This window comes from Gardnerella piotii (genome assembly GCF_049815665.1).
Taxonomy (GTDB): Bacteria; Actinomycetota; Actinomycetes; order Actinomycetales; family Bifidobacteriaceae; genus Bifidobacterium; species Bifidobacterium piotii.
Map to the genome: position 1 here is coordinate 787279 of NZ_CP187450.1, position 20793 is coordinate 808071.

Below are 20793 nucleotides of genomic sequence, written 5' to 3' on the forward strand. Positions count from 1 at the left end.
TATGAATAGTGGCAAGTCTGCGGAAGTCGCTATTTATAATCCCGAAGTCGCTAATGCAAATGCGGATTATAAAAGCAAAAACAATAATCCTAATAAAAAGCATAAAGCATCAAAATGGATACGCAAACATCTAGATGCAATACCGTTGAGTACTCGATTAGTAGCATGTACTCTTGTAGTTTTAACTATTGCAGCATTTTGCATATCTTTGTCGATTAGGCAGCTAGTTGGAAGCTATTTGCTAGATAAAACCGATGCTCAGTTGGCAGATCAGGCTCAGCTTATTTACGACAATATTGATTTGCTTAGAAAAAAGGATTCAAAAGAGCCAACTGTAGGTCCAAACGATTACTTCTTGCAAATTCGAGATACTAATAACAAAATTATTACAACGCCTTTGGTTCCTCCGCTTAAAGGAGACGTTGTTTCTATGCCAACGCTGCCAGAAGATGGCGAAATTAACAGCGTTGTTATAAAAAGAAAGCCGTTTACATCTCCAGCTGTGGTTCATGGAGACCTTAAAAGCGTTGATGAAGCAACTGCAAAGGTTGCTCAGTCGCCGTGGCGCGTGTTAGTTCTTACGTGGGGTAATCGCAGTGGTTACAACTCCGAAATGCACGTTAGGGGTTACGTCTATATAGCGCTTTCTCTAAGCGATCAAATGGATACTCTAAACACTCTTACGCGCTATTGTTTAATGGTTAGTATAACTGTTATTTTACTTGGTGCAGTTTTGTCTGCTTTGATTATTCAATCAACTCTTGTTCCGCTAAAAAGAATAGAAAAAACGGCTTCTAAAATTGCTTCTGGAGATTTAAGTAGACGAGTTCCTTCTGCTCCAGAAAACACGGAAGTTGGGTCTTTGGCAGCAAGCTTAAATTCAATGCTTTCTAGAATTGAGCAAGGCTTTAACGATCAAGAAGCAATGACAGAAAAAATGAAACGTTTTGTTTCGGACGCAAGTCACGAGCTTAGAACGCCTTTAGCTGCGATTCACGGTTATGCAGAATTGTATTACATGTGGAGAGGTGTTGCTGGTCAGCAAGATAAGGCAGATGATTCCATTGCTCACATTAAGGCTTCTAGCGAAAGAATGACAGAGCTTGTTGAAGATTTGCTTTCGTTAGCGCGATTTGACGAAGGGCGAGGAATAAATGTTTCTCAAACTGTTAACGTAACTCCTATTCTTAAGGATGCTGCTAATGACTTGCGTGCGCTTGATCAAGTTAGAGTTGTTCAGCAAGGAACATTGTATTTAGCAGACGACTTAAAGTTAATGGATTGCTCTAAGCCTACAAATTGCAATCTTGATAGAAAGTTTATTTTTACTCCAGGCTCGCTTCCTAACGTTACTATAAAGGGCGATGGAGCAAGGTTGCGTCAAGTTCTTACTAATATTGTTGGCAACATTCATCGTTATACTCCAAGTGATTCTCCTGTAGAAATCGGAATGGGAATTTTTAAAGCTTCGATTACTCCAGAAGCTTTGCAAAAAATGAGCTCTGTTTCTAAGTCTCTTAAGGATTTTTTGGAAGCTGCAGAAGTTAGCCAATCAACAGGTGCTGGCAGCTCTTACGTTGTTATAAGGGTTGTTGATCACGGTCCTGGAGTTCCAGAAGAATCGTTGCCTCATATTTTTGAGCGTTTCTATATTGCTGATCCTTCTAGAGCCAGGGAAAAGGGCGGTACAGGCTTAGGCATGTCTATTGCGCAATCTGTTGTTAAAGCTCATCGCGGTTTGATTTGCGCAACAACGTCTTGTGCGTATAGAACTAGTGAAGATAATTTTGCTACAGATATTTCTGCGGATATAACATTGAATGGAGATGAATCTTTGGATTCTAAGCCTCACGGTTTAACTCTTACAGTTGTATTACCAAATGTTATTATTGACGATAGTAGCGATAGTAGTGATAGTAGCGATAGCGCAAACAAAGAAAATAATGTAGATAAATCAAATAAAATGCTTACAAGTGACTCTATTAGTGGTGTTGAAAATAACAAGACTGTTTAGACTGTTAGACTGTTTAGGTTGTAGGTTATTTAGATTATTTAGGTTGTTCTAGATTCATGCGCTACAATTAGAAAAGTGTGAATCTGTAGAGTTATGTGGATGTAGTAGAATTGATGATTCGCATAAAGTTTAGTGAATTTGAGTGAGGTGTGTTATGCCCAACGGGCGCGTTCGTTGGTATGATTCCCAAAAGGGATATGGCTTTATAGTGGATGAAGACGGCAAAGATGTATTTTTGCCTTCTTCTGCATTGCCATCGTCAATAAAAGAATTGCGTAAAGGTACGCGTGTGGAATTTTCTGTTGTAGAAGGACGCAAAGGCCCGCAAGCAATGGGACTTACACTCGTAGCTTCTGCTCCTTCGCTTGTAAAGGCTACAAGGCCAAAAGCAGAAGATATGGCTGCAATCGTAGAAGACCTTATTAAGCTTTTAGACTCTGCTGGCAACGGCTTGCGTAGACGCCATTATCCATCTAATGCAGAATCTAAAAAGCTCGCGCACTTGTTGCGTGCTGTGGCAGATAATTTTGACGTACAAGATTAATAGTTAACAGGATTTTTTATGGAAGATGAAGTAATAAATCCGCAGGAGCTTGCTTATGAAGTTGCTGTGGAAACTTCGGAGCGCAAAAACGCTGTAGGCGATTTTGTAGGCAAAATGGATCTTGGTAGCAATGTTACTGATTTCCGTTTTGCTTGCACTATGCTTGGCTATGAAGGCTGGCAATGGTCGGTAACGCTGTATCATGATGAAGATGCTGGTCGTTGGACTGTTAATGAATCTAGTCTTGCTCCAACTGAAGATTCATTACTTCCTCCTCCTTGGGTTCCTTGGAAAGATAGACTTAGGCCTACGGATCTTTCGGTTATGGATTCAATAGGCACTGCAGAAGATGACTCCAGGCTTGAAGATGGAGTTAAGCTTGATGGTATTCAAGAAAATGATGCATCTGAAGACGGTTCGCAATGCGCTAAAGATAGTGAAAACAGTAATAACGACGCAGATAGCGAGAATAGCGAAAATATCGCGGATAGTTCAGATAGTTCGGATAGCAAAAGCGCATATAATACAGATAACGCAAGTGCAGAAGATGATGAAAATCTTGAGAATGGGGAGTCAAAAGAAGATTTTGAAGATGCTGTTGAAACTTTCCGCTTAACTCGAAAAAGAGTTATGACTGCTCAGGCTATAGCTCAAACTGCAAAAAGATGGTATGCGGGTCAACATGGGCCAAAGTCGCTTTCTACTAAGATTGCAGATGGAAAAGCTTGCTCGTCATGTGGATTTATGATTCCTCTTGCAGGAAGTCTTGGAAACATGTTTGGAGTTTGCGCAAATATGTGGAGCCCAGACGATGGGCGAGTAGTTGCGCTTGATCATGGATGCGGAGAACATTCCGAAATAGCGCCTCCTGAGCCATCGCAGCTTTGGGTTCAATCAGAGCCTGCTTACGACGACTATCACATTGAGATTGTTCCTCAAACACCTAGAGAAGAACGTGCAGATGTTGAGCTTATAGAAGAAGCGATTGAAGATAGCAAAGAAAATCGCAAGTCAATGCGTAAGCGCGTTTTGGATGAAAATAATCAAGATAGTAAAGAGCATGATGACGATGGTTTGCACAATGAAGATGAAGATATTGCAAACAATAATAGTGGTTTGCAATATGAAGATAGTGAAGAATCCAAAGTCAGTGCGCAAATCGTAGATAGTACAGAATTTGAAGATAATCTTGACTCAAATAATAATCCGCGCTCAAATGATTAGTCTCACGGATTCTATATAGGCATTGCTCTAGAGTCATGGCAACTCGTTACCATGGAACAAGGATAAAAACGGAAGGCAATTATGTTTGAACGGTTCACTGACCGCGCTCGGCGTGTTATTGTGCTAGCGCAAGAAGAAGCGCGCGCTCTTCAGCATAACTACATTGGTACTGAGCATATTCTTTTAGGCCTTATTAGAGAAGGTGAAGGAATAGCAGCAAAAGCTTTGAGTGCAAAAGGCGTAGATTTAGACGGTACTCGCAAACAAGTAAAAGAGATGATTGGAACGGGTACTGTTTCGCCTAATGGCCACATACCTTTTACTCCGCATGCTAAGCAAGTGCTTGAGCTTAGTTTGCGTGAAGCTTTGCAACTTGGTCATAGTTATATTGGTACTGAGCATATTCTTTTAGGCCTTATTAGAGAAGGCGAAGGCGTTGGAACGCAAGTGCTTATTAAAATGGAGGTTGATTTAGGCGATCTTCGTAGCACGGCAATGGATTTGATTCGTGGCAATTCTGGCATTCCAGCAGACGGTCAAGGCGCAGAACTTGCAAATGCTGGGGGAGTTCAAGATAAACGCAATCAGTCTGGTTCTGCTCTTTTAGATCAGTTTGGAAGAAATCTTACTAACGAAGCTCAACAAGGCAAGCTTGACCCTGTTATTGGACGCTCTAAAGAAATCGAGCGCGTTATGGTTGTGCTTTCTAGAAGAACAAAGAATAATCCTGTTCTTATTGGTGAGCCAGGCGTTGGTAAAACAGCTGTTGTAGAAGGTCTTGCGCAAAAGATTGTTGCTGGAGACGTTCCAGAAACGTTAAAGGGTAAGCAAGTTTATTCCCTCGATCTTGGCTCAATGGTTGCAGGCTCTCGTTACCGCGGCGATTTTGAAGAGCGCTTAAAGAAGGTGCTTAAAGAGATTAAGACTCGCGGAGATATTGTTCTGTTTATTGACGAGATTCACACTATTGTTGGCGCTGGCGCTGCTGACGGTGCTTTGGGTGCTTCCGATATGCTTAAGCCTATGCTTGCGCGCGGCGAGATGCAAACGATTGGTGCTACAACTACAGATGAGTATAGAAAGTATATTGAAAAGGATGCGGCTTTGGAACGCAGATTCCAGCCGATTCAGGTTCAAGAGCCTTCTATTGCAGAAACAATCGAAATTCTAAAGGGCTTGCGTGCTCGCTACGAGAATCATCATCATGTAACTATTACGGATGGTGCTTTGCAATCTGCAGCCGAAATGTCTGCTCGATACATTCAAGATCGCAATTTGCCAGATAAGGCAATTGACTTGATTGACGAAGCTGGTGCTCGATTGCGAATTAAGCGCTTAACAGAGCCTTCAGAGCTTAAAGAACTTGATTCTAAGATTTCTAAGCTTTCCGATAAAAAAGACGAAGCTATTAAGAATCAAGATTTTGAAAAAGCTGCCGACTTGCGAGATGAGCAAGAGAAGCTTGAAGAAGATCGTAAGACTAAAGAGCAAGCTTGGCGCGAAGGCGAATCCAATGTGAATATGGTTGTAGACGAAGATGTGATTGCATCTGTTGTTTCTAATACAACTGGTATTCCTGTTGTTAAGCTCACGCAAGCAGAGTCTAAAAAGCTGCTTGGCATGGAAGCAGAACTTCATAAGCGCATTATTGGTCAAGATGAGGCTGTTTGTGCGCTTTCTCGTTCGATTCGTCGTGCTCGAGTGGGCTTGAAGGATCCAAAGCGTCCTGCTGGCTCGTTTATTTTTGCTGGCCCTACTGGTGTTGGTAAAACGGAGCTTGCTAAGACTTTGGCTCAGTTCTTGTTTGACGACGACGATGCGCTTATTCGCGTAGATATGTCGGAGTTTGCAGAAAAGTATGCAGCTTCGCGTCTTTTTGGTGCTCCTCCAGGCTATGTTGGCTACGAGGAAGGTGGCGAGCTTACGGAGAAGGTTCGTAGAAAGCCATTCTCTGTGGTTTTGTTCGACGAGATTGAGAAGGCGCATCCAGATATTTTCAACACATTGTTGCAAGTTTTGGATGATGGCCACTTAACAGATGGTCAAGGCCGAAAAGTTGATTTTAAGAACACTATTATTATCTTGACTACGAATCTTGGTACTCGAGATATTGCTAAGGCAGCAAACACAGGATTTAGCCTTGGTAATAATGCGGATGCGTCTTATCAGCGTATGAAGGATCAAGTTAATTCCGAGCTTAAGCGTCAATTCCGCCCAGAGTTCCTTAACCGCTTAGACGATACTATTGTGTTCCGTCAGCTTACTGAGCCAGAGGTTCGTCAAATTGTTGACTTAGATGTTAAGCGTTTGAACGACCGCTTGTTTGAGCGTCATATGGCTTTGGAGCTTACAGATGAAGCTAAGAATCTTCTTGCGCAAAAGGGCTTTGACCCACTTCTTGGAGCAAGGCCATTGCGTAGAGTTATTCAGCGAGATATTGAGGATGCTATTAGCGAGAAGATTTTGCTTGGCGATTTAACAGACGGAGAATGCGTTGAGGTGGATGCCGAAGGCGAAGGGTTGCTTGGAGAATTTATTTTCCGCGGTAAGAAGTTTGATTCCGCATGCAGCGACTCTAAGTCGGCAGAATTCACTGATTCCAATGATTCTTCTGAATCAAGCGAATCAACTAAACCAGCCGAATCTGATTCCGCTTCTAAAGTCGAATCGGAGTCTTAGTTGCACAATTAAGATTTCGATTAAAATCTCTTAATAAACTTAATCTCCGTTAATATGCAAGCTTAGCACGCAAATTAACGGAGATTTTTTTGATTTGCGTCTTTCTTAAGTGTTTTTAGCATTTCTAAAATTTGCTTAGGATTAGTTTCTGGCAAATAGGAGCTTGTAACAGCTAGTGATATTTGCGCAAGCTTTGCAGAATCCAAATAGCATATGTACACAGGACTATTGGTTGGTTGGAACTTTTTCTTAAAGAAGTACAACGACTTAAATCCGTATGCTGGTTCCAAAATGTCGGACATCATCTCTAGAGCATGAACAATAATCTCGTTGGATTCATGGTGATTTACGCTATTTTGTGCATGTTCTACGCCATCATTATCATTATTTTCTATATCGTCATTGTTGCTAACAGTGTTCGCTTCATTTTGCGAAGAAGTTGAAGTACTAGAATCGTTTGAGTCGCAAATATCTGTTATTCCAGCAAGAGGAGCAGCAGAAAGACTCATAAATTCCACAGCAGATTCTGGATTCTCAAGTCCTTCATCTCTTAAGCGTTCCGCCATTCTTGCAATAAGAAGCTCCATAATTCCATTAGGACTATCCGTACGGTGCCTCATAAAATCAAGAGTCCACCCTATTACGCGATTGTCGCTATAAGTAGGCATCCAGCTTGTAACGCCAAGAACCTTGCCATTATTGTCAATTGCATACAAAATTTTCACTCGAGGATCGTGCAATTCTTCTAATCCGCCAAGAGTAAACTTCATTTCTGGAAGAGATTTAAGCTCTGCCCACTCTTCCGAAATCTCAATAATCTGTTGTTGAATTTTCCACGGAGCATCGTTGTATGTGCTAAGAACATCTGTTATTCCATCGCGTTTTGCTTTGTTTATAGCGGTACGAATATCTTGCCACTTTTTTCCACGAGTTTGCCACTCTTTAGGGTAAACAAGCATATCGCTTCCAACTTTAATAGACATAAAACCAAGAGATTCTAGGTTTTTGCGGTCTTCCTCATGCACAGCATAGAAAGCTGGAGACCAAGAGTTTTGCTCGCAAAGTTGAATAAACGCTTTCAAATCATTCTTATATTCTGATTTATCTCCAAAAGGCCCTGTTAATGTTAAAGCAATTCCGTACTTAAGCCTATATGCTATTGCGGAGCGTTCTGTGTTAGAGAACCAATAGTGATTGTCTGGCCAAGTAGTCATAAAGCTCATTGTGTCTCCGCCAAAATGAACTAATTGACTTGCTTTTTTACGATCTTCTTCGTTAATAGTAACTTTGTTCTTAAACCACATAAGGCAAACAACAAAAAGAACAATCCAAAGAAGAACTCCAACGCATTGAGTAATAGCAGAAGCAAGTGGAGTTAATGGCATAAGCATTGCGTTAGATCTTGTTCCAAATCCCATAGGCATCCAACGTCCTGGAAGGTCACGGAGTAAATGATGCAAGTCTGCTGCAGGCTTAAACTCATTTGGAGCAATTAATCCAAAGCAAACATATCCTATTCCAGTAGAAAATAGTGCAAGAACAATTGCGACTAAGCCAATTCTGCGTTCAAACTTATCGCTATGATTTGGAAAATGCTTTATGTTTATAAACAATAGTATTGCGATTAATAGTGGAGGCAGAGCAGTGAGCATAAACGCTATAGAAGTTGCATTATTCTTGTGGAAAATCATAGCTTGCTTAGCTGCGATTAATGGCAAAATCGCAAAATACATAGTTGCATAAATTGCAGTAAGTCCATTAATTGTTATAGCGGCATAAGCTGCAAGCCTTCTTCCGCGTAAAAGTCCCCAAGATATAATCATTAAAGTAACAATAGGCAAAAGAATACGAATCCAAAGACCGCCAATTGTTGCGTGTTGCAATCCAGAATGAAGTAAACAGCTGCTGGAACTATAGTTCGATATGCATCTTGCAAGCCAAGGTTTTGTGCCCATTTGTGGAGACATAAACAAGCCAAGAGTTGTTAGTATTCCAGCGTGAGATCTTGAAGACAATGCAAGAACAGGGCCTAACGCCATAATAAGTTGCGCTATTGAAAAAAGACGCCTAATTTCGTAGTCTGTTCCATGCCACCAGCTTGCGCTTTTAGCAGTATTAGTTTTGTTGTTCTTGTTCATTGCATTGCCAATAATATGGCCACAAATCGCTGCAAAAATCGTGCAATAATCCCCAGGATTTCCACTATAAAGAAGCATTGCAGATGTTATTGAATAGCCCAAAACAAGCATTCGTCTACGCCACAAGATTGATTCGCATGTTGCTGCAGACATAAACGCGCCAACAAAAAGAGTAAAAGGCGAAAGCCTAATTGGTATTCTAGTAATCCAATGCATATTGCGAATAATCGCAGAAAGATTGCCAATTAGTGTTAGCCCTAGCAAAGTTCCAATAAGAGTGCTTGATACAGAAACAAAAAGCAAACGCATTTTTCCAATTCTTGTTTCTGCTAATCCGATTAAAACCAAAGAAAGAATAGCGTTAACAGCTAAAGACGGAAAACTGTTTACAAAGAAAAGCGAGTGGAACAGTTTAAGCAAAAGTTGAGGAACGTTTCTATGACCAAAAAGGAATGGTGAGCCAATTTTAGGCTTATGGTACGAGAAGAACTGTGCAAGAGTAGCGTTTGTGCCGTAAGTGTAAATGTGCATTACGGTACGGAAAATCCAATGCACGAGGTTTATAAGCAAAAATACAAGCGTGATTTTTACTGCAAGAACTCGTTGAGACAGCCAGATTCTAACATCATTGCTTAGTATAGATAAATGATGTTTTGCTGTTGACTTGTGATTTTTTGATAAAAAGTTTGGCATGTTTATCGCCTCACCTTCTGATTAACAACCACTTGAATATTACTATAAGAGCTTAAATCTGGATCATGCTTTGCTATTCCAGCGTCTTTACAAAGATGATCAATAGCAACCTTTAATCCGCTTTGAACCGTATGCCAATCGTGGCCTGAGCCTTTAGAAATCATTGTTATAACACTTATTCCAGCTTTATGTGCTGCAATAGCAATAGTGGATTGATTTATTTGTGATTTTGGATCCCATGCTCCTGCTATTGAATACTAATTTTGATTTAATGGAGCGTTTTTTCTCATTATGTTTGCTGGAATATGCTTTTCGTATTCCTTGCGATTTCCGTTAAAATAGCGGTTTATTGTTTCGTTTTTATTCTTGTAAGTTGGCTCTAATTCTCCGCCAGCAGAATACATGTTTCCAAACAACTTTGGGTACGCTGGAACTATTTGAGTTGCACAAGTTCCACCTTGAGAAAATCCTCCCATAAGCCAAAGTGCTGGATCTGTGCTTGCAGGAAGATTTTGGCGAATCCAGCTAACAACATCTTTAGTCAGGTACGTTTGAGCATTTCCATAAACCTTTGTGTTTGCGCAAAGTGAATTGTGCGTTGAAGTGCCATTCTGGTCTGGGGAAACAACAATCGGAGCTAAACCATTGTGTTTTTTAGCGTAAGCGTCTAAAGTATTCACTATTTCGCTTGCAGCAAATAGTCTATTAGGGCTTCCTGGCTGGCCAGAAAGAAGAACCATTACAGGAAGTTTTGGAGCAAATTTTGTTAGCGCAGCTGGAGGAAGATACACGTTTGCTATTCTTGCTCGGAAGTTTGATTGCGTTGCAGGAATTCTAACAGAGCGGCTAATGCCTTTAGATGGCATTTTAGGCAGTTTTTTCTGATCTGCTAGTAAGTTCCAATCTTTAATCTCCATAACTGCATTGTGTTTATTATGCTCTTCTAGCTTTGGGTAATTTCCTAATCCAAAAACAGATCCAATAGTCGTGTATTCTCCGTAAATCATGTTTACGCGAATCATTGTTGCTAAAACAAATAAGATAATCGAAAAAATAGCGAAAGCTCTTCTGTATCCATTAGAAATTATTGCAGCGCTTAGAGCAAAGCCTACGGCAGCAAATCCTCCTGCAATCGAAAAAATCACAAGCCAGCCAAGACTTACGCCAAACACAAGAAAAACGTCGGATATTAGCCAAGTTATGAATCCAAAAATAATGGCGAATAAAAATGCTGAGCCTAGTTGAGTTAATAGTTTTGGAAAATACTTTGACTTTTTAGGTTTTGTAATTAAAAGAACAGCTAAGCATAATGCAGATATTGCGAATATGCTTATAGGTAGAGTGCCGTGCATTAAGTTAATTGTGGCAATAAATTGCTTCATTCTTACTGTTCCTTAAAACCTCGCTAGATTGAAGATAACAAACACAACCTTTGCAAATATAGTATATAATCCTTAAAATTTTCTATATTTTGTCATCTATTATAATGATAAATGCTATAGAACACCTTACAATACGTCAAAAGTATGAATATGCATAGTTTTATACGGTTGTTTGGTATGACGATAGTGATACTTAAGATGTATGTGTAGACTAATACGTACACGATATGCGTTAAGAACGTAATAAATGTAATATGCATTAAATATTGGGCATTAAACATGGGCATGAATCAGAAGGGTGCAAAATTGCCATTAAGCAATTCTCTTACAATTTTTAAGCAATTTGATCGTTTTAAGATTAGGTTTGCTCGTTGGTCGTATTACGCTCTGTTTGTTGCTTTTTGCGCAATAATGGTTATGATTGTGCAGCTTTCTGTACAGCGTTCTGGTCGAGTAGAAATGACTTCATCACTTTCGGCAAGCGCTTGGAACATAATCTCAAAAATGTGGCTTAAGCTTAATTTTGTTTTTGTGCTTAATCTTCTTATTCTTGCGTTAATTTATGGTATTTTGCTAATAATCATAAACCGTTTTTGGATTACGTCTGCTATTTTGATTAGCGCATCTATAATTGTTTCTGTTATTGAATATATGAAAGTGAATGTTCGATACGAAACTATTCTTCCAGCTGACTTAAACTTTTTAAAAAGTAATACTGGAAATATCGCATCTTTTCTTCCAGACAACGCAAATGCTGTTATTTTTAGCTCTATTGTTGCTGTTCTAATAACTTGGGTTATTGCGCTTTTATTGCATGTTTTAGATGTTAATCATGGAAAAATCGTTATTATTGCAAATTTAAGAACTTCTATTTTGGTTCGTGTTGTAACTTTAATAGCATTATTAGCGACTTTTGGATGGTATATTTGCACAGTTGGAACTGTTGATTCTAGCGCAAACAATTTTGCTAAGTTTATGGGAGATACGCCATCAATGTGGGACTCCGTTTACGACGCTCAAAGAAACGGCGCATTAGTGGCATTTTTAAGGCAAGTAAACCCAAAGGTTATGGATAAGCCTGCGGATTACAATGAGCGAACTATGAGCGCTTTGCTAGAAAAATACAATAATGAAGCAAAGAAAATAAACGCTTCTAGAAAGTCGAAAATCTCCGATAATACTGTTGTTTATGTGCTTTCGGAATCATTCTCTAATCCAATAAGAGTTCCTGGATTGCAATTAAATAAGAATCCAATGCCATTTATAAGCTCTTTGAAAGAGAAAACAGATAGCGGTTTAATGCTTTCTTCTGGCTACGGCGGAGGAACTGCAAATCTTGAATATATGTCTCTTACGGGATTGAGCATGGTGAACTTTAACTCATCTCTTACAAGCCCATATCAGCAGCTTGTTCCAAATTCTTCTTGGACTCCTACGATTAACAGGTATTGGGGTAGTGAAGCTAATTCCATAGCATTCCACCCGTATGAGCCGAGTATGTACTTGCGTTCAACAAACTATAAGAAGTTTGGTTTTAGTAAGTTCTACTCGCTAGAATCTCCTAATGTTATTGCTCACAAAAATATGCTTGATAAATCGCCTTATGTTTGCGACGAGTCTGCGTATAAAAGTGCGTTTGAAAAAATCGCCTCTAGTAAAAATAATCAATTTGTGCAAATAGTCACAATGCAAAATCATATGCCATTTAGGAATTGGTATAAGAACAATGATTTTAAGGCTAGTGCAAAGACTGGCTCGCCAAAGCTTGGCAGCTCGGAAATATCTTCGATTGAAACATACGCTAAGGGAGTGAGTTACACAGATAAAGCAACTCAAGAGTTCTTAAATGACTTGGATTCTATAGATAAGCCAGTGACTGTTGTATTCTATGGAGATCATCTTCCTGGAATATATAGTACTGCCAGCGATGATGAGAATAATTCTCTTGATTTGCATCTAACTGATTACTTTATTTGGTCAAATAAAAAAGCTAGAGAAAATAATAAAGCTCCAAACAAAATTAGGGACTATTATTCTTCTCCAAACTTCTTTATATCGCAAGTGGCGTCTCACACAAATTCTAAAGTTTCGCCATATCTTGCATTCCTTACAAGATTGCACGAAAAGATTAGTGCAATGGAGCCCCCTGTAGTAAATAAGATTCAGGGGTGGGATAGAATTCCGCAAGGCCAGCCAATTTACTTGAATCCAAGCGGAAAGCCAATGATTGCTAGTAGTATGAACAAAGAAACTAAACAATTATTGAATGATTACCGTTTGATTCAATACGATATTACGGCTGGAAAGCATTATCTTAAAAACACAAACTTTCTTGGTTTTTAATTTTTCAATGCTTTAAGTGCTTTAGTTGCAATGTCGTGCCTATAAAACATGTTAGAAAGATTAAGATTGTCTAATATGCTATAGGCCTTTGATTGAGCATCTTTAACATCTTTGCCATTTACTTGCAAAAGTGCCACTCTTCCAGAAGACGTTACAAGATTATTGTTTTCGTCTAATTTAACACCAGAATAGTAAACATTTTGATCTTCGCTATTAAGAGTGATTTGTGGCAGAGGTGTTCCTGTAACAAGCTTTCCAGGGTATCCTTTGCTTGCTAACACAACGCCAAGAGTTACGCCATTTTTAATCCAAGTAAATGTTGGTTCTTTGCCATGCAAAATGTTAAAAATAGCTTCGCCAAAGTCGCTAGTAAGTCTTGGAAGAACAACCTCTGTTTCTGGGTCTCCAAAGCGAGCGTTAAATTCTATGACTTTTGCGCCTTGCTCTGTGTTAATCAATCCAGCGTACAAAACTCCTGTAAAAGGCATGCCTTCGCTTGCAAGAGCTTGCAAAGTTGGGCGCACGATTTTATCAATCGCTTGTTTTACAACTTCATCGCTGATTTGTGGAACAGGGCTATAAGCTCCCATTCCGCCTGTGTTTGGGCCAGTATCGCCATCATGAGCGCGTTTGTGGTCTTGAGAAATTGGCATAACCCAAAAATCTGTTCCGTTAGCAAAACTCATTAATGAGAATTCTTCGCCTTCTAAAAACTCTTCTATAACTACTTTTGCTCCAGCTTTGCCAAAACGATGGTCTACAAAAATATCGTCTAAAGCTGCGAGCGCCTCATCAACGCTAGTGGCAACTGTTACGCCTTTCCCAGCAGCCAAGCCGTCTGCTTTAATAACAATAGGAGCGCCTTGATTTTTAACGTACTCAATCGCTGGTTCTAGCTCGCTAAATGTTTGGTAGGCGGCTGTTGGAATATTATGCCTTTGCATAAGTTGCTTTGCAAAATCCTTAGATCCTTCAATTTGAGCAGCCGCTTTGTTTGGGCCAAATGCTGGGATTCCATTATCTTCAAAATCATCAACAATACCATTCATAAGAGGCACTTCGGGGCCAATAAAAGCAAAGTCGTAGTTGTTGCTCTTAACAAATTCGATTAAAGCGTTGTGATCCGATTCGCTAATGTTTTCAATTTTGATTCCGCTTTTAATCATGCCTGGGTTTCCAGGAGCAACTGTGACTTCGCTAACGCTTTTACTTGCTAAAAATGCAACTGCGATTGCGTGTTCTCGTGCGCCTGAGCCTACAACTAAAACTTTCATCTTTAATCCTTTATGCTTTAAGATTTTGTGAATTATAACAACTCAACTGCAACGTTTTCGCGTTTAATCATTTTGCCAATAACATACGCTTGTTCATTATTGTTTTTAAGGATTTGCATAGCTTCATCGGCTTTATTTGCATCAATTGCTAATACCATTCCGATTCCCATGTTAAAAACGTTGAACATTTCTGAGTGGTCTACTTTACCCGACTTTTCAATAAGGTTGAAAATTGCAGGAACTTGCCACTTTTTTGTGTCGATTTGTGCTGCAAGATTATTTGCAAACATTCTTGGAATGTTTTCTATAAATCCGCCGCCTGTAATATGAGCTACGCCTTTAATAAGATGATTAGCAAAAAGCGGTTTTAATGCTTTAACGTAGATTTTTGTAGGCTCTAGAAGAACTTCGCCAATAGACTTGCCACACAATTCTTCTGGCTTACTATTTACGTTGTAATTAGCTACATCAAAAAGTGCTTTTCTAACAAGTGAGAATCCATTTGAGTGTACTCCCGAAGATGCAAGTCCTATAAGAGTGTCTCCAGCTTGTATTTTGCTTCCGTCAACAATGTTTTCTCTTTCTGCAACTCCTACAGCAAACCCTGCAAGATCGTACTCGCTTTGATCGTACATTCCTGGCATTTCTGCAGTCTCTCCGCCAATTAATGCTGCTTCTGATTGCACGCATCCGTCTGCAACACCAGAAACAACTTGCTCAAGTATTTCTGGATTGTTTCTTCCGCAAGCAATGTAATCAAGGAAGAACAGAGGCTGTGCGCCTTGAGCTGCAATATCGTTTACACACATAGCAACGCAATCAATGCCAATCGTATTATGCTTTTGCATCATTTGCGCAATCATAAGCTTTGTGCCAACTCCGTCTGTTCCAGAAATTAGCACTGGGTCTTTGTATCCAAGGCTTGCTAAATCAAACAGGCCGCCAAAACCGCCAATTCCGCCCATAACGCCTGGTCTTTTTGTGCGATTTACGTGGGATTTTATTCTTCGCACAACCTCGTAGCCAGCTTCTACGCTAACGCCAGCTTGTTCATATGCGTTTGGCATTTAAGAATCCTTTCGTGTTTGTTTTAAGTGTTTTAAGTGTTTAGTCGAAGTTTAGTCGTAGTTTAATCGCAGTTTTTAGTCGCAAAATTGTATTTACTATTCTTTTTAATATTCTCTAAAACTTCCTTGTCTTCTTTAGAAAGCGAAGCTAAGAATTCATCTCGGTAGTCGTCTAAAGCGGTAGGGTAGTCGCCATTAAAATACGCTACGCATAATCCTCCGTACGGAGCAGGCTTATTTAACCCAATAGATTCAACAAGACCGTCTAAAGATAAAAACGCTAAAGAGTCAGCGCCAATATATTCGCGAATTTGCTCAACAGAATGTTTAGCTGCAATAAGCTCTTTAGTTGTTTGAATATCGATTCCGTAGAAGCACGGGTATTTAAGAGGAGGCGAAGAGATTCGCATATGAACCTCTTTAGCGCCAGCTTCTCTAAGAAGACGAACAATCCTCTTAGACGTTGTTCCGCGAACGATTGAATCGTCAATAACAATTACGCGCTTTCCTTTAACAACACCTCTAACAGCCGAAAGCTTCATGCGAACGCCTTGTTCTCTAAGCTCTTGCGTTGGCTGAATAAAAGTGCGCGCAACGTATTGATTTTTAATCAAACCCATCTCGTTAGGGATTCCGCTTGTTTCGGCGTATCCAGCAGCTGCAGAAAGCGAAGAATTAGGAACTCCAATCACCATATCTGCGTCTACAGGAGACTCTTTAGCTAAGCGTGCTCCCATGCGCTTTCGCGCAGAATGAACATTAATGCCGTAAATATTAGAATCTGGGCGAGCAAAATAGATAAACTCCATTGAGCAAACAGCGTGCTGAATATTTTTTGCATAACGCTCAATCTTGTATCCATCATTATTAATAACGATTATTTCGCCAGGCTCAATGTCTCTAATAAACTCCGCGCTAACAATATCTAAAGCGCAAGTTTCCGATGCAAGAACGTAAGCACCATTACTCATTCTTCCTAGACTAAGAGGCCTAAAACCATTAGGATCCGTTGCTCCAACAAGCGCGTCTTCTGTAAGAAGTAAGTATGCAAAACCGCCATGAACAGTTAACAGCGCTTCTTTAAGCTTATCCATAAACGAAGTTTTATTCGACCTTCTAATAAGGTGCATCAAAACTTCTGTGTCGGAGTTAGAGTGGAAAATCGCTCCGCAATCTTCTAGCTTATTTCTAAGAGTTGTGCAATTAGTAAGATTGCCATTATGTCCTAAAGCAACATCTCCATCGTGGAAAGAAAACAGAAAAGGTTGAATGTTCTCAACGCTTCCAGATCCAGCAGTCGCGTAACGAACGTGGCCAATCGCGCTGTTTCCAGTAAGATGCTTCATAATGTCTTCGTTTGCAAAAACTTGAGTTAAAAGACCTAAGTTTCTGTATCCTTTAAGATGGCCATTATCGTTTGCAACTATTCCAGCACCTTCTTGGCCTCTATGTTGCAATGCGTGCAAGCCAAAGTAGGTAAGCCTTGCGGCATCGGAATGACCCCACACTCCAAAAACGCCACATTCTTCGTGAACTCCTTCAAGTTCAGCAGACATTCGCACCCCCTATTGTTTTAAAGTTGTAAGTCGTAAGTTGTAAATCGTAAGTTGTAAGTCGTAAATCACAAATTGTGAATCCCCAATCATGACGTAAAGTATTCAACGCCAGAGCTAAAAATGTTTTGTGTTCTAAAATCTGGAATATTTACGTACAAACCGTTGCCGCTGCGCTCGCAATGACCCATTTTTCCAAACACTCTTCCATCTGGGCTAGTGATTCCTTCTACAGCCATAAGCGAACCGTTTGGATTTACTTTAAGATTCATGCTTGGAACGCCATTGCTATCAACGTATTGCGTTGCAATTTGGCCGTTTTGTATAAGAGTATCCATAACTTCTGGCAATGCTACGAATCGACCTTCTCCATGAGATATTGCAACACTATGAACATCGCCAACTTTGCAATTTGAAAGCCATGGAGAAAGATTAGAAGCAACGCGAGTTCTAACAATCTTGCTTTGATGCCTTCCAATAGTGTTAAACGTTAAAGTCGGGCATTCTGCATCCATTGGAACAATATCTCCGAATGGAACAAGACCGAGCTTAATAAGAGCTTGGAAGCCGTTGCAAATACCAAGCATTAAGCCATCGCGATTGTTTAGCAAATCTCGAACAGAGTCGCTAACTGCAGGGTTTCTAAAGAATGCAGCTATAAACTTTGCAGAACCGTCTGGCTCGTCGCCTCCAGAGAAGCCGCCAGGAATCATAACAATTTGGCTTTTATTAATCTCTTTAACAAGCTCTTTTGCGGATTCTACAACATCATCAGCGCTTAAATTATTGATTATAAGCGTTTTGCATTCTGCTCCAGCTTTTTCAAACGCTGCTTGAGTGTCGTATTCGCAATTGTTTCCAGGGAAAACTGGAATGATTACGCGCGGCTTGCTCAATGGAGTTCTTCTGCTAGATTTCATATGATTTCTAACAGGCTTGCGATTAGTGGAATTTATTTCGCGAACTGCGCTTCCTTTACCTCTATATGGGAAAATGCCCTCTAGAGGACTTTCCCAATCTTCCTGTAAATCATCTAAACTAATAATTTCGTTGCAAGCATAAAGCTTAAATTCATTGCACGTTTGTCCAATAACTTCAACGTTTACAAGATTTTCGCTAACCTTGTTTGCAAAATCATCAACGTTAAAATCTTCATCCACTTCTACAAAGAAAGTTCCATATCTAGACTTAAACAAGTCGTCTGTTTTAACAGAGTCGTTAAGTTTTAATCCAATATGGTTGCCCAAAGTCATCTTAAACAGGCTTTCTGCACTAGCTCCAAAACCTGGAGTGCTAATTGCTAGCGCGCGCTTGCTTGAAGTAAGATTTTCAACAATCCTAATCGCCTCTAAGAAGCTTTGAGCGTTAGGCGTGATTCCGTCTTCTTTATACGTAGGTAGTATTCTTAGGATTTTACTATTGGTTTTTTTGAATTCTGGAGAAACAACATTTCGCGCGTCTCCTGTAGAAACAGCAAACGATATAAGAGTTGGAGGAACGTCAAGATTTTCAAAGCTTCCGCTCATAGAGTCTTTGCCGCCGATCGCGCCAACGCCAAAATCAATTTGCGCGCTTAAAGCGCCAAGAACTGCTGCAGTAGGTTTTCCCCATCTTTCTGGAACATTTTGCGGTTTGCCAAAATATTCTTGAAGGCTTAAATAAGCGTTTTCGATTGTAAAACCGCTTGCTACAAGTTTTGCTAAAGATTCTACAACCGATATGTACGCTCCCGTAAATTGGTTCTTTTCCATAATGTATGGGTTAAATCCCCAAGACATTGCAGAAGCGGTGTTTGTTTCGCCAAATACTGGGAATTTTGCGACCATTGCTTGTGCTGGAGTGAGCTGGCGGCGGCCGCCAAATGGCATAAGAACGGTTGCGGCTCCAATAGTGGAGTCAAACATTTCACTAAGGCCTTTGTTTGAGCAAACGTTTATGTTAGAAACAAGATTTTTAATGCGCTCAGCTAAAGACTTTCCAGAGTAAACTCCACTTTCGTCTTGCCATTTTGTAGCATAATTTTTGCCATTTTCAACGTAAATATCTTGTGTTTTTGGAGCGCCATTAGAAGCTAGGAATTCGCGGCTTAGATCAACAATTGTTTTTCCTCGCCAAGTCATTTTCATTCTAGCTTCTTTTGTAACTGTAGCTACAATTTGCGCTTCCAAATTTTCTTGACGCGCGTAGCTCAAAAATTCGTCTGCATCGCTTGCAGAAACATCAACTGCCATGCGCTCTTGAGATTCAGAAATCGCAAGCTCCGTGCCATCAAGGCCTTCGTATTTTTTAGACACCTTGTCTAAGTTAATAATCAAGCCATCTGCGATTTCTCCAGTTGCAACGCTTACGCCACCAGCGCCAAAATCGTTGCAACGCTTAATAAGACGGCATGCGTCTTTGCGTCTAAAAAGTCTTTGCAACTTGCGTTCAATAGGTGCATTTCCTTTTTGAACTTCTGCTCCGCACTCTTCAATGCTGTCTGCGTCTTGCGCTTTAGAAGCACCAGTTGCTCCGCCAATTCCGTCTCTTCCAGTTCTGCCGCCTAGAAGAATAATCACGTCTCCTGGCTCAGGTGTTTCTCTTCTAACGTGGTCTGCTGGGGTAGCTGCCACAACCGCTCCAACTTCCATTCGTTTGGCAACATATCCTGGGTGGTAAAGCTCGTGTACTTCGCCTGTTGCTAATCCAATTTGATTTCCGTAAGACGAGTAGCCTGCAGCTGCAGAAGTTACGATTTTTCGTTGAGATAGTTTTCCTTCTAAAGTTTCGCTAATAGGAGTTCTAGGGTCGGCTGCTCCAGTTACGCGCATTGCTTGATATACGTAGGAGCGTCCCGAAAGAGGGTCTCGAATGCAACCGCCAATGCAAGTTGCAGCGCCGCCAAAAGGTTCGATTTCTGTAGGATGATTATGCGTTTCGTTTTTGAACAAAAACAGCCAGTCTTCATCGTGCCCATTAACGTCAACTTTTACTTTTACTGTGCACGCGTTGATTTCTTCTGATTCGTCTAAGTTTTTAAGCTTTCCTGTATGCTTCAAATATTTTGCGCCAATAGTGGCCATGTCCATAAGGCAAATCGGCTTATTTGTGCGCTTAAGCTCTTCTCGTAGTTTAAGATAACGATTAAATGCATCTTTTACTTGCTCGTCATCTATTTGAACGTTTTCAAAATGCGTTCCAAAAGTAGTATGGCGGCAATGGTCGGACCAATACGTGTCTATTACTTTTATTTCTGTAATAGTTGGATTGCGATTTTCGCTTCTAAAATAGTCTTGGCAGAATTTAGCATCAGCCAAGTCCATTGCTAGCGCGCGATCCTCAATGAATTTTTGCAAGCCGTTGGAATCTAAATCGTTAAAACCATCTAATACTTCTACGTTTGCTGGAACAATTGCCTCACTTTTAAGCGTATCGACACTATCTAGCGATGCTTCGCGAGCTTCTACTGGATTAATAACGTAGTGTTTAATTGAGTCAATGTCTTCTTTAGACAAATTGCCATTAAAAGCAAGAATTTGAGCAGTTCTAACTTTAGGGCATTCTCCCTGACTAATCATTTGTACGCATTCGCTTGCGGATTGCGCGCGCTGATCAAACTGGCCAGGAAGGAACTCTATAGCAACAACATGCTCATTTGTGCTAATAGGCAAGTAGTCGTAAGTGTTGTCTACTGTAGGCTCGCTAAGAACCGTTTTAACAGCAGTGTTAAAAAGATCTTTAGATATTCCTTCTACATCATACCTGTTGATTATGCGCGTGGATTTTAGAGAATCAATACCAAGAATTTCTTTAAGCTCGTGATTAAGATGTTGGGCTTTTATATCGAAACCAGATCGTTTTTCAACATAAACGCGAAATACCACGGTGAACCTGCCTTGCAAT

10 protein-coding genes and 1 pseudogene are annotated in these 20793 nt (G+C 40.2%); 5 read left to right on the plus strand and 6 right to left on the minus strand.

All coding sequences use genetic code 11. The features are described 5' to 3' along the window. Position 1 precedes the first annotated feature (1 nt). The 4 genes from ACPEIW_RS03290 to ACPEIW_RS03305 all read left to right on the plus strand — a co-directional run bounded on the left by ACPEIW_RS03290 (position 2) and on the right by ACPEIW_RS03305 (position 6461). Positions 2 to 2014: a sensor histidine kinase gene (locus tag ACPEIW_RS03290; protein ID WP_016635791.1), complete on the plus strand. Its 2013-nt coding sequence runs from the start codon at positions 2 to 4 to the stop codon at positions 2012 to 2014. 154 nt (positions 2015 to 2168) lie between these two features. Then, positions 2169 to 2558, plus strand: coding sequence for a cold-shock protein (locus tag ACPEIW_RS03295; protein ID WP_004130738.1), 390 nt, complete (start codon positions 2169 to 2171; stop codon positions 2556 to 2558). Positions 2559 to 2576: 18 nt separating this feature from the next. Further along, positions 2577 to 3782 (plus strand): DUF3027 domain-containing protein, encoded by a 1206-nt coding sequence (locus tag ACPEIW_RS03300; RefSeq protein WP_425663039.1) that lies wholly within the window; start codon positions 2577 to 2579, stop codon positions 3780 to 3782. 81 nt (positions 3783 to 3863) lie between these two features. Then, positions 3864 to 6461, plus strand: coding sequence for an ATP-dependent Clp protease ATP-binding subunit (locus tag ACPEIW_RS03305; protein ID WP_410294329.1), 2598 nt, complete (start codon positions 3864 to 3866; stop codon positions 6459 to 6461). A gap of 74 nt (positions 6462 to 6535) precedes the next feature. Here the strand turns inward: ACPEIW_RS03305 and ACPEIW_RS03310 are convergent, their stop codons facing one another. Beyond that, the gene (locus tag ACPEIW_RS03310) at positions 6536 to 9292 is read right to left on the minus strand and encodes a bifunctional lysylphosphatidylglycerol flippase/synthetase MprF (RefSeq protein WP_425663042.1); all 2757 of its coding nucleotides are present in this window, start codon (positions 9290 to 9292) and stop codon (positions 6536 to 6538) included. Positions 9293 to 9294: 2 nt separating this feature from the next. Further along, positions 9295 to 10674, minus strand: a pseudogene (locus ACPEIW_RS03315) (alpha/beta hydrolase-fold protein). Between the two features lie 285 nt (positions 10675 to 10959). On the opposite strand from ACPEIW_RS03315, the gene ACPEIW_RS03320 reads away from it, so the two are divergent. Next, positions 10960 to 13017 carry an LTA synthase family protein gene (locus ACPEIW_RS03320; protein ID WP_425664400.1) on the plus strand — a complete coding sequence of 686 codons (2058 nt, stop codon included), beginning with the start codon at positions 10960 to 10962 and terminating at the stop codon, positions 13015 to 13017. On the opposite strand, the gene purD is transcribed toward ACPEIW_RS03320, so the two are convergent. From purD to ACPEIW_RS03340, 4 genes are all read right to left on the minus strand, one after another. Next, on the minus strand, positions 13014 to 14291 hold the full coding sequence (gene purD, locus ACPEIW_RS03325) for a phosphoribosylamine--glycine ligase (protein ID WP_425663044.1): 1278 nt from the start codon (positions 14289 to 14291) through the stop codon (positions 13014 to 13016). The genes ACPEIW_RS03320 and purD overlap by 4 nt on opposite strands. Before the next feature lie 32 nt (positions 14292 to 14323). Continuing rightward, the gene (gene purM, locus ACPEIW_RS03330; protein ID WP_425663046.1) at positions 14324 to 15358 is read right to left on the minus strand and encodes a phosphoribosylformylglycinamidine cyclo-ligase; all 1035 of its coding nucleotides are present in this window, start codon (positions 15356 to 15358) and stop codon (positions 14324 to 14326) included. Between the two features lie 62 nt (positions 15359 to 15420). Beyond that, a complete protein-coding gene (gene purF, locus ACPEIW_RS03335; RefSeq protein WP_016635272.1) occupies positions 15421 to 16914 on the minus strand; it encodes an amidophosphoribosyltransferase in 1494 nt (497 codons plus the stop codon). Between the two features lie 86 nt (positions 16915 to 17000). Then, positions 17001 to 20774 carry a phosphoribosylformylglycinamidine synthase gene (locus ACPEIW_RS03340; protein WP_425663048.1) on the minus strand — a complete coding sequence of 1258 codons (3774 nt, stop codon included), beginning with the start codon at positions 20772 to 20774 and terminating at the stop codon, positions 17001 to 17003. Between the last annotated feature and the right edge of the window lie 19 nt (positions 20775 to 20793).